The organism is Clostridium sp. UBA4548 (assembly GCF_002387895.1).
Classification (GTDB): domain Bacteria; phylum Bacillota; class Clostridia; order Clostridiales; family Clostridiaceae; genus Clostridium_J.
Window position 1 is genome coordinate 20440 of the sequence record NZ_DGLI01000040.1, and the last position, 11296, is coordinate 31735.

The 11296-nt window shown below is 29.5% G+C and carries 12 protein-coding genes and 1 tRNA gene; 2 read left to right on the plus strand and 11 right to left on the minus strand.

Translation table 11 applies throughout. The features are described from left to right. Positions 1–50 precede the first annotated feature (50 nt). Together B3040_RS14870 and B3040_RS14875 are read right to left on the minus strand one after the other, a co-directional pair. Positions 51–767, minus strand: coding sequence for a muramidase family protein (locus B3040_RS14870; RefSeq protein WP_291574788.1), 717 nt, complete (start codon positions 765–767; stop codon positions 51–53). 304 nt (positions 768–1071) lie between these two features. After that, entirely contained in the window at positions 1072–1335 is a 264-nt protein-coding gene (locus B3040_RS14875; RefSeq protein WP_291574790.1) for a YkuS family protein, read from the minus strand. A 379-nt stretch (positions 1336–1714) separates the two neighbouring features. On the opposite strand from B3040_RS14875, the gene B3040_RS14880 reads away from it, so the two are divergent. After that, positions 1715–3049 carry a serine hydrolase gene (locus B3040_RS14880; RefSeq protein WP_291574792.1) on the plus strand — a complete coding sequence of 445 codons (1335 nt, stop codon included), beginning with the start codon at positions 1715–1717 and terminating at the stop codon, positions 3047–3049. A gap of 376 nt (positions 3050–3425) precedes the next feature. Here the strand turns inward: B3040_RS14880 and B3040_RS14885 are convergent, their stop codons facing one another. The 7 genes from B3040_RS14885 to B3040_RS14915 form a co-directional block, all read right to left on the minus strand. Next, on the minus strand, positions 3426–3629 hold the full coding sequence (locus tag B3040_RS14885) for a heavy-metal-associated domain-containing protein (RefSeq protein WP_017413737.1): 204 nt from the start codon (positions 3627–3629) through the stop codon (positions 3426–3428). Positions 3630–3639: 10 nt separating this feature from the next. Continuing rightward, positions 3640–4548 carry a PSP1 domain-containing protein gene (locus B3040_RS14890; protein ID WP_291574794.1) on the minus strand — a complete coding sequence of 303 codons (909 nt, stop codon included), beginning with the start codon at positions 4546–4548 and terminating at the stop codon, positions 3640–3642. A gap of 1 nt (position 4549) precedes the next feature. Next, a complete protein-coding gene (locus tag B3040_RS14895) occupies positions 4550–5485 on the minus strand; it encodes a DNA polymerase III subunit delta' (protein ID WP_291574797.1) in 936 nt (311 codons plus the stop codon). A gap of 229 nt (positions 5486–5714) precedes the next feature. Then, complete coding sequence (locus B3040_RS14900; protein ID WP_017413740.1) at positions 5715–6044, minus strand: cyclic-di-AMP receptor; 330 nt, start codon at positions 6042–6044, stop codon at positions 5715–5717. Between the two features lie 29 nt (positions 6045–6073). Continuing rightward, a complete protein-coding gene (tmk, locus tag B3040_RS14905) occupies positions 6074–6697 on the minus strand; it encodes a dTMP kinase (protein ID WP_291574802.1) in 624 nt (207 codons plus the stop codon). Positions 6698–6755: 58 nt separating this feature from the next. Then, the gene (locus B3040_RS14910) at positions 6756–8195 is read right to left on the minus strand and encodes an aminotransferase class I/II-fold pyridoxal phosphate-dependent enzyme (protein WP_291574804.1); all 1440 of its coding nucleotides are present in this window, start codon (positions 8193–8195) and stop codon (positions 6756–6758) included. Continuing rightward, positions 8174–8383, minus strand: a complete 210-nt coding sequence (locus B3040_RS14915; RefSeq protein WP_017413743.1) for a sigma factor G inhibitor Gin — start codon at positions 8381–8383, stop codon at positions 8174–8176. The genes B3040_RS14910 and B3040_RS14915 overlap by 22 nt, the downstream gene beginning before the upstream one ends. A gap of 429 nt (positions 8384–8812) precedes the next feature. Here B3040_RS14915 and B3040_RS14920 point away from each other — a divergent pair, with 429 nt between their 5' ends. Beyond that, positions 8813–9970: a M20 family peptidase gene (locus B3040_RS14920; protein WP_291574806.1), complete on the plus strand. Its 1158-nt coding sequence runs from the start codon at positions 8813–8815 to the stop codon at positions 9968–9970. A gap of 211 nt (positions 9971–10181) precedes the next feature. Here B3040_RS14920 and B3040_RS14925 read toward each other — a convergent pair whose 3' ends face one another. Together B3040_RS14925 and B3040_RS14930 are read right to left on the minus strand one after the other, a co-directional pair. Beyond that, complete coding sequence (locus B3040_RS14925; RefSeq protein ID WP_291574808.1) at positions 10182–10742, minus strand: hypothetical protein; 561 nt, start codon at positions 10740–10742, stop codon at positions 10182–10184. Between the two features lie 455 nt (positions 10743–11197). Then, positions 11198–11271, minus strand: a tRNA-Cys gene (locus B3040_RS14930). Between the last annotated feature and the right edge of the window lie 25 nt (positions 11272–11296).

Below are 11296 nucleotides of genomic sequence, written 5' to 3' on the forward strand. Positions count from 1 at the left end.
GGTTATATTTTTAATATAATATTTACACTTTAATAAATTGTATGCCTTAATTATTGTTGTGGTATATAAATAACATCTCCAGCTTTTATAGCATTAACATTAGTTAATCCATTATGAGCTTTTATTTTTTCAATTGCTTCTGTCATAGCCATTTGTGGAAGTTGCTCTTTTGCAATTTTAAATAAGCTATCTCCAGATTTAATTTCATACTTTTTACCTGTTTTAACGGCTTGAGCTGTTTCTTTGTTTTCTTCTTTTGCCTTATCTACTGTAGTAGAAGATGTTGCCTTACTTTCAAGAGCCAATTCATAAGGAATAATTATTTTTTGCCCTTCAACTATAGTATTATCATTTTCTAGTTTATTTGTTTTTAATATTGTAGCTATAACCTCTTTAAAATCATGATTTGGCATGTAGGCTCTTGCTATACTATAAAGAGTATCATCTTTCTTCACTATATAAGAACCAGTTTTTACTTCATCTTTTTTAGTTTGTTGTCCATCATTACTTACTTCTGTATCTTCTACATTTTTTTGATTATTATCTGTGTCTTGTGTTCCATTGGAAGGTTTTTTATCTTCTGTAGTTTTTTCACCTTCTTTAGCTTTATCTTCCTTCTTTTCAGCTTCTGTAGTAACTTGTTTCTTATCATCATCTTTGCTAGCAGTAGTATTGTTATCTCTTCCAATATAGCTAACTGTTAAGAAAATACCCAAAAGTACTACGGCACATGTGATTGCTGTTATTATTTGTTTTTTAAATTTCATTCTTAACACCTCTTTATTTTTATAAGTTATACTTAAATAATTAACAATTTTTAGTAAAATATACACTAAATTGTAAATTATTTATAATTTATTTTATTTATTGGAAACTAAAATACAGCTCTTACTTATACATATCTAATGTTAGCTCCATAAAGGCTTTATAAAGGACTTATATGGTACTTACTTTACTTTCAAACTTTAATATATATCTTTTACATATCTTTAAAAGGCAACTTCCCTAGCAAATAACAGTCTATTGAAGTTACCTTTTTTATATATCATAGGCTAGAGTAATTAAGCTTCTCTATTCCATTGAATTGTTTCTTTCTAACTGACTTTTTATATCCCTTGGAGTTAACCCATCAGCATTTATAATAGTAGCTGAAAAATCCGAATTTTGGATTCCCATAAAATTTGAATTTTCTCCTGTTACAATTACTGCATCAAACTTATTAAGTACACTTGATGCATTTTTCTTTGTAGAATCAAATTCCCTAACATTATATCCCTCTTGATGTAAATAGCTTTTTACTGGATTTAAGCCTTTTTCAACTGCAATTTTCTTCATTTTAATACCCTCCTCAATTACTGAATATTCTTTACATCCATAACTCTTGTCATTTAAATAAATTTTATTCACTGATATCAAAATTTAATAGAAAGTACATTTTTTCTTATAATTCTTAGAAGGTTTCTTCATATATATGTTGCAACAGTATTTCTACATTACTCAACAAATTAAAAGTAACTTATATGAAAGAAAATACAAAAGGCTTTCATTATTTTTAAAAATCATTAATAAATCTTAATCGCATAATTGTTGTGTACCTATTTCCACTTTTGTCAATAATATTTAAATGTTATTAATTTATTATTAACTCTATTGAATAAAATTTAAAATTTTTCTATAATTATTGTAATTTGTTACAATTCGAAGGGAGTTCTAAATGAATATTAAGAAAAAGAAAAAAGCTAAATTGAAGATTTTACTTTCCCTATTTCTTCTTATAGCTTTTATAAGCACAAGTTTTTTATATGTAAAAATGACTAAACTCAAACCTTCTAGTCCTAAGTCTTCTGTTCCTAAACCTTCTGTTGAGAGTAAGGAATCCGTTGAAAATAGCACTCCCCCCTCAACAAACAATGAATTAGTTGAAACTATTTTAAAAGCTTATCCAGAGAAATTTGAGAAAATATTAAAAAACAAAGATAAATATGATGTGCAAATTTTATATACCCAAATTGATAGAGCTACGGATGGTTCTGTTAAGTTTACTCAGAATGGCTTTAATATAGATAAGAACAAATATTTTTACCCTGCCAGTAGCATTAAACTAGCTACGGCTCTTGTAGCTTTAGATAAGCTAAATAACCTTAACGTATCAGGTTTAAATAAATATACTTCATTAGAAGTTAAAAGCGGTCGCCAAAGTCAAAGCTTTCAAAATTCAGATCCTACCGCTAAAAATGGTAACCCTAGTATAGCCCAGTATATAAAAAAACTGCTTGTAGTTAGCGATAATGACTCCTATAATAGACTTTATGAATTTATTGGGCAAGAAACCTTAAATGAAACGCTTTGGAAAAAGGGTTATAAGGATATCTTAATACGTCAACGTATTGCAGATGCTCCAATGACTGAAGAAAATAGATATACTAATCCTTTTGTGTTTTATGATGATAATGGCAAAGTTATATATGAACAACCTTTAGCTTATAATTCTAAGAAGTATACAAGTTTAATTCCAGAAGAAAATACTTTAAAAGGAACAAAACATGAAGAGAATGGAGCTATTATTGATGGACCTCATGACTTTTCAGAATCTAACTACGCTTCCATTGAAACCCTTCAAGAATTAATGAAGGCTGTAATGTTCCCAACATCTCTTCCAGAAAGTAAAAGATTTAATCTTAAGGAGGATGATTTAGATTACTTAAAGAAATACCTAAGTACCTTACCTAAAGAATGTACTTATCCGTCTTATTCTCTTCCTGATAATTATGATAAGTACTTCATGTATGGTTCAAAAGATACAGCCATTCCAGCTAATATAGAGATCTATAATAAAATTGGTACTGCTTATGGTTATTTAATTGATAATGCTTATATTGTAGATACTAAAAATAATGTTGAGTTTTTGCTAACTGCAGTGATTCATTCTAATGAAGATGGCATATTTGCAGATTCTCACTTTACCCCTGAAAAGATTGGAATGCCTTTCTTAACTGACCTTGGCGATGTAATTTATAACTATGAACTTAATAAAAGAACTATTAAATAATTAACAAATTTATTTTGTAGGGCAACTTTGGAAACAGATTTGAATTGCTATTATAGCAACTTATCTATGCTAAGCAAATGCAACTTAAAGAAGATGTGAGGTTTTAAGCTTCCAAAATGTTGTTAAATAATATAACCCCCCTATGCTTTAAAATTAAAGTATAGGGGGGTTATATTTTAGGTAGTATAATCTGAAATTGTAATTATATATAAATAAATCCCTTGTAAATTTAAAATATTTTGTTTTAAGTGTTAAAATACTTAACTTTATTTTAATCCATAATATAGTTTATCTATAGATACCCAAGGTCTAAATTTATAATGAGCACAAAATATACCTTCATTTCTTTAAGAGCGCCTATAAAAGGTGTTTAAGGTTATATAACTGTATATCCTTTATCTTCAATAGAAGCTACTATATCATCTATATTAATAAAATAAGTATCATAAACAATTTCCACTTCTTTATTCTCAGGTCGTATCTGACAAGCAAGAACTCCTTCATTATTAGATATAGCATTTCTAATTTTGCTTACATCTTTACAAGTTATCATGTCACAAACCTTAAGTACGGCTTTCATCCTTTTCCTCCTAATTTTCTTTGAATAATTCTTTTATCATATCTGGGTCTTCAACTTGACCTTCAAGCTCCCTAATATCTACATCACTGATAATGTCTTCAAAGCTTCCTGAAATTAACTTTACGTCATTTATTTTGATAGCTATGATTTCATCTTCTCCATCCTTTATCTTAATTTTCACCTTTACAGATTCCTTAACTACACTATTTGCAATAACTTCTCCTGTTCCATAAGGTGTTTCTACAATTGATCCTACTTTCGGAAGCCTCTTTCTTATTTCTTCATAAGTCTCCTGCTCATAGTTTAGGCAGCACATAAGTCTTCCACATATCCCTGATATCTTAGTAGGATTAAGAGAAAGGTTTTGTTCCTTGGCCATTTTAATGGACACAGGTGCAAACTCCCCTAAAAACGTAGAACAACATAAGGTTCTTCCACAAGGTCCAAGGCCTCCTGTCATCTTAGCTTCATCTCTTACACCAATTTGTCTTAACTCTATTCTAGTTCTAAATACAGCAGCTAAATCTTTAACTAATTCCCTGAAATCTACTCTTCCATCTGCTGTAAAATAAAAAATCACTTTATTATTATCAAAGGTGTATTCTACATCTATAAGCTTCATATTAAGCTGATGCTTCAATATCTTTTCTAAACAAAGCTGAAAAGCTTCTTCTTCCTTCTTTTTATTATCAGCATTTTTTTCTATGTCTTCAGGCTCAGCTTTTCTTACTACATTTTTCAATGGAGCTACTATATCAGCTTCGCTTATTTCTTTTATGCCGATAACACATTCTCCAAATTCTATTCCTCTTGCTGTTTCAACTACAACAAAGTCGCCTTTTTTTATTTCTAATCCATTAGGATTAAAATAATATATCTTTCCTGCCTTTTTAAATCTTACTCCTATAACTGTTACCATTTTAAGCCTCCTGTATTTTAAGTAACATTACTGTAAAGGTCAATGATAAATTAACATTCTTCTCTAGTGTTTTTCTTGTATCGTCTACAATACTAATAATATCATTTAATTTACTTAATGAAAACATGCTAGCTATCTCTTTAATATTTTGTAACTTATCTATGTTAATAATTAAGTTTTCATCCCCAATTTCTTTATAAATAATAGCATCTCTAAGAATTGTAATAATTATATTAATTACATCCTGCCAAGAGTCATTAAACTTACTAAAGTAATCTTCATACTTTAATAATTCTTCTGTGGATATATTACTTATATTTTTAAATATCTCTATTATCCCTTGCCTTATGTTATTAAAATCTTCATTATGGATAAGCATTTCTGCCTTTCCTGGTATGCCATCACTAAAAGCTTGAAGAATTTTAATTTGTTCTTCATCTAAGCTCGAATACTTGGTTTTTAAAAAGTCTCTTATTTCACTTTCCCTTAGGGGATTTAATCTATGAATCTGACATCTTGATTTAATTGTATCTAATATACTCTGTAAGTTTTCACAAAGTATAAAGATAAATACATTTTTAGGGGGTTCCTCTATAGTTTTTAACAAAGCATTTTGAGCTTGAGTTGTCATCTTATCCCCTTGATGAATTATAATTACTTTCCTGTCTCCCTCGTAAGGCTTTTTATTTGTTTCCTCAGTAAGATCTCTTATTGCGCCAACACCTATAGAGCTCTTATTTTTTTCTACCGTCCAATGTACTATATCTATGTATTCCCTATTTTCATCTTTTCCAATCAATTTTATCGCAATTGCTGTAGCTAATGGGCTTTTACCTATACCATCATCACCGACAAGAATATGAGCATGAGATATTCTATTATTATTAATTGCTCTTACAAAACTATTTAATATTTCACTATGTCCTATAATGCTCACATTTACCTCCTAAATATTAAATAATGTACAATAAGCCATGAGGTTATTGTACATTATTTAGCTAGTTAGACATCTCCAAAAAAACAAATCAGTATAATCGTCTACTTTGTGTTATACTGCGTCAACAGAACCCTTAGATAGTTCTACTATCTAAGGCCCCTGTTTCCCCTTGTCTAACTGAAAATATCCTTCTCATCTTTCACTTGTTATTTATTTTCAGATGCTCTAATTATACCCTTAGAAACTTATCTACATCAACTACGAATATAGTTGCCCCTCCAATATTAACCTCTACAGGATATGGAACATATACTCCTGTTGAACCTGCTACTGGAGATGGAGAAGATATTACTTGCTTTCTTACTTTGCATACATCTTCTATATGCTTTAGTACTACATCAACTTTTTCTTTTTCTACTCCAATCATTAAAGTAGTATTACCTGCCTTTAAAAAGCCTCCTGTAGTTGCAAGTTTTGTCACTCTAAATCCATTTTCAGTTATAATGTCAATTAAGTCTCCCGCATCATCGTCTTGAACTATAGCAATAACTAGTTTCATAATAATCCCTCCTATATTAGTTTTATTATTTATATTCCTATCCTTTGTTCTATATGTGTAGTAATTTCATTGTGTATTTCTTCTACAGCTTTATTTCCATCTATTACTATTATTTTATCATAGATTTCACATATTTTCGAATATCCTTCAAAAACTTTTTTATGAAAATTATCTCCTACATTTTCTAACCTATCAAGTTCTCTTTGTTTTCTTTTTCTCTCTAGTCCCTGTTCGTAAGGTATGGTGATCATAAATACTAAATCAGCTTCAAGTCCTCTTAATGCTGCATCATTTATAGACTTTATGGTTTCCATTCCAAGTTCTCTACCAATTCCCTGATAAACCATAGAGGAGTATACAAATCTATCACAAATAACCATCTTGCCCTCATTAAGAGCTGGCTTTATAACTTCATCCGCAAGTTGTGCTCTAGAAGCTGCATAAAGTAATGCCTCACACATATCACTCATCTCGCTATTATTATTGTCTAAAATTATATTTCTAATCTTTTCACTAATAGCAGTCCCACCTGGTTCTCTAGTCCTTATTACATTAAATCCCCTTTCTTTAAAGTAATTCTCTAATAACTGAATTTGAGTTGACTTTCCACAGCCGTCTGGTCCCTCTAATGCTATTAATAATCCCTGCTTCATCTACTTATCCTCCGTAAATATGATTATAAAGTTCTAACAAAAATATGAATGAACTAATTTATTCTTTAATTATTACTACATTATTATTTTCAACACCTAATAAGGTTACTTCATTGTCCATATAGTATTTCATTACCTCAATTATTTCTCTGGTTATAATTTCTCCCGGCATCACTAAAGGTACTCCTGGTGGATAAGGAACAATAGCCTTTCCACAAATAGTACCTTCAGCTTTTTCTAATGGTATTGAAAACTTCCCTTTAGAAAAGGCTTCATGGGGTAGCATTACCATGCTAGGTAATTGTGCCTCTATAGGTATTATATAAGATTCTCTTAATGTCTGTAAATCACAGCTTTTTAATGCTGAATATAATCTTATAAAATCTTCTTCATCATTACCTGGAGAAAATATTAATACTACATTTCTACTATCGCTCATTTCGCATTGAACTCTATTTTCTCTTAAATAGTCTAATAACTTATGTCCACTATATCCTCTTGGAACATTGATAATATATCTAGTTTTATCTATTAAAGGAGTAATACATCCATACTGATGTTCATATTCAACATCTGCTTCATTGATTATATGAAATCCCTCTAAAGCATCTATTTTCTCTCTATACCTGTCACATATTTGTAATAAGCTCCTATAAACTTTCTCTCCATAGCTTTCCATAAAGAATCTAGCAAAATCCATAGATGCCATAAACATATAAGAGGGGCTTGTACTTAAAAAACTACTCACATAAAAATCTACTCTTTCTAGGTCTACGTTATTACTTACATGTAAATAAGACGTTTGGGTTAGGCTTGGCAATGTTTTATGTGCACTTTGTACCACCATATCAGCCCCTAATTCAATAGGGTTTTCTGGTATTTCCCTTATTGCTCCAAAGTGAGCTCCATGGGCAGAATCTATAAGAACTTTCATTCCATACTTCTTTGCTTGATTTATAACTGCTTTTAAATCTGTACATATGCCATAATAGTTAGGATATGTAAGAACTATTCCCTTGGCATCCCTATTACTTTTTATCAAATTAAATAAATGCTCCTTATCTATGGAGAAAGGAGCATCATAAATACTACTAACTTTACTTTTTATATAAATTGGTGTTAGTTTTCTCATTATTATGCCATTGTATATTGACCTATGGCAATTTCTCTCTACTATAATTTTATCGCCTTCCTCAAAGGTAGAAAAAATCATAGCTAAGTTTCCCGATGTACTTCCATTAATCAAAAAATAAGACTTTTTACTTTTATAGTAATTACTTAGAAGCTCTTGTGCCTCTTTTAAAACACCTCGTGGGTTATGCAGATTATCTAATCCTTCAACTTCTGTTACATCAAATTTTAATAAATTATCTAAAATTACTTTACCCTCTGGAACTGTGGTAAATGCCTTTCCCATTTTATGGCCTGGCATTGCAAAATAAGAATTATCTTCCTTTATATATTTAAGCAGCTCCTCTATAAGTGGTAATTTTGGCACTCCTCATTCACTCCTCTTTGTATAAGCTGAACTATGTTCTTTCTTATACAGTTTTTATAGAATTCATAGAAATCTGTGTTTACATCCATTTTTAATAATCTTTCTTCACAGCATTTACAAATTCCTCTTCCATAAATAATTATACCATCTTCTAGAGGCTTTCTACATATAATACAATCCATTTTCATAATATCCCCCTCAAATATTGTTCATTTTACTTGTCTTAATTATCGCCCCCTACTCTATATTTTATTCAGTTACTATGAAATTTTTATTTTGTCCAAAAAAAATATTTCCTATTACATTTCCTAATTTTTCTACCTAAAGTAACATTGAAAGCTGTTGAATATGTATTATTGCTATATATGTCAAAGTGTTATTTTTGCATTATACTTTTTTAAGATACAAGGTACACTAAGTAAATAGATTAAAATCTATTTCTAGTTAGTCCTTTTTCTTAGAATTGCCAAACAAGCAATGATTTTATATAAATAAATTTAATAATAATGCTTTATATAAAATACAAAATCTTATGTTGGTTATACTAATTATATTAAAATATAATGTCATAACTATTGAACCTATAACTATCATTAAAATAGAGAGGAGAAAGTTCAGTGAAAAATAATGTTATTAATTATTTGTTTAATATAAAAGATGAAATGTTAGATTTGAACAAGTTTTTATATAATAACCCAGAAACTTGCTTTAATGAAAATAAGTCTTCTAAATATATTACAAACTTATTACGAAAGTATAACTTCTCAGTAACTGAAAATTTCCAAAACATTCCCACTGCTTTTTATGCAAAAATAGGCAATGAACATCCTTGTATATGTTATATATGTAAGTACAGTAGTGGTGATGAGACTGGTCATACTTTCGGAAACAATTCCAATGCTACTATTTCTATAGGAGCAGCTATTGGGTTATCTTCTGTGCTAGACAAACTTGGTGGAAGTGTAGTTGTTATTGGCTGTCCTGGTAAGTATTCCAACGGTTCAGAGATTATAATGACTCATGATAAGGTATTTGATGAAATTGATGTGATATTTGCTCCTCACGTAGACAATAGCAATGCTGAAAGTGGAACTTCAATGGCAACAATACCTTTAAAAATCACCTATGAGCTTAATGGTAACAATAACTCTAATATGTTTAAGAAAACTGCTTTAGATGCTTGTCTTTATACTATGAATTTTATCAATGATATTGTAAAAGAAAGCTTTGATGACTGCTATATAGACCATCTTTGTATTGAAGCAGATAATAGTACTCATGAGCTCCCTTCAAGGGCTAGTGCTAAGTTTGAGGTTAAATCAAGAAAAATTGCTCAAAGCGAATCTATTGAAAATAATATAAGAGATTATATTAAGGCCATTGAGCCGTTGATAGCTACTAAATATGATGTAAGCCTATATGAACTTCCATGTAGTGAGCTAATAACAAACAAGACTCTTTCAAGAATATTTTCTAATAACTTAAAAGAACGAGGAATTATAGATATAGGTAGTGCTAAAAATGTTATTTATCCCCTTGGAATTGGTACTGTAAGTCATACCACTCCCACTATCTATCCTTCTATATCCATCGTAGAGAACTCTAGTATTTCCTGCCCTTCTGAAGAATTTAAAAATTGTACTATATCAAGTTTTGCAGAGAATCAAATTTATAAGGCTATAGAAGCCTTTGCTATCACAGGCGTTGACTTCATAGAAAGAAAGGACTTAGTAGAGGAAATAACAGCAGAACTAAATAAATATTTAAACTCATAATCAATAGTGAATAATTATTTATTTATATAGAAAACCTAAGATTAACTTAATTTGATTAATTCAGAAGTTTATAGATAAATAACTGTTATAAAGCTATTATGATTAGCTCCAGTATCATAAACACCTTCCAAAGCTTTATAAAAGAAAAAGATAGTCACNNGTGACTATCTTTTTCTTTTATGGTAATACTGTAGCATTAAAATATAAGTTATTATAACTTACATACATTAGTGCTTCCAGTCCCTAAATTAAAGTTATCTGCCTTATGACAGAACCTGTGCTGTTTATCTTTTATGCTCTTAACTTTATTAATAAGATCCCTACTAGGTTCAAAGTACATCTTGTAATTCTTATTACCTTCACTATATATACAACAATACTTATTTATATTTAAAATTGAACATATATACTTTTTAGTCTTAACATTTTTCTTTTTATTGTAAGACCTACTTATACAACCTATATATTGGATATCCTCTATCTTAATGTCTTCTACTAGTATTTGTTCCTCACCCTTAAGCTTGTGTATGATAAGTTCATCTCCTATTATGGAATACTTGTATTGAACTCTACACTTTTGAATTTCATAGCCTCCAAATAGCAATAAACTAAATAAGCAAATTATATCTACTTCTCTTGATAGATGTAAAGGCACTATATCCATAACTTCTATTATTTTAAGAATCGATATTAAAACTATCATTGCAAAGAAAAACACTATAATTACCGGAAGTCTTTTCCTAAAAATTATTTCCTTATACATAGCACCCATAGCTAAGCCTCCTAAACAACTATCACTAAATTAATCATGACTATTGTATTATACTAGGGTTTCACACAAGTTTCTACCCCAACTAACCCCCTTTAAACACCACTATACTCTATACAGCTCTATAAATGAACAATACACTAGAATAGTATCAGTAATCGTAATATCTCTTGATATAGATTAGCTTTACTCTTAAGTGAGAATATTTTTAAAATACAAATAGGTTTGTTTTTTCTTAAACCTTATTTTTTGCTTATAATTTTTATTAATTAAATATTAGTAATAACTTATTGGAAATATTACATTAATTATTATATAAAAATTCTCATTTTTTGTTACACTATTCTTAAAATTTTATATAGGTTTAGAAATACGAATTTATAATATATTGTAAAGTAAAAGGTTTATATTTTTATACAAAAAAAATAAATACCCACATCCTAAGATGTGGGTATTTGTGGAGGCGCCACCCAGATTTGAACTGGGGATAAAGGCTTTGCAGGCCTCTGCCTTACCACTTGGCTATGGCGCCACAATGGTGGCTCGAGCAGGAATCG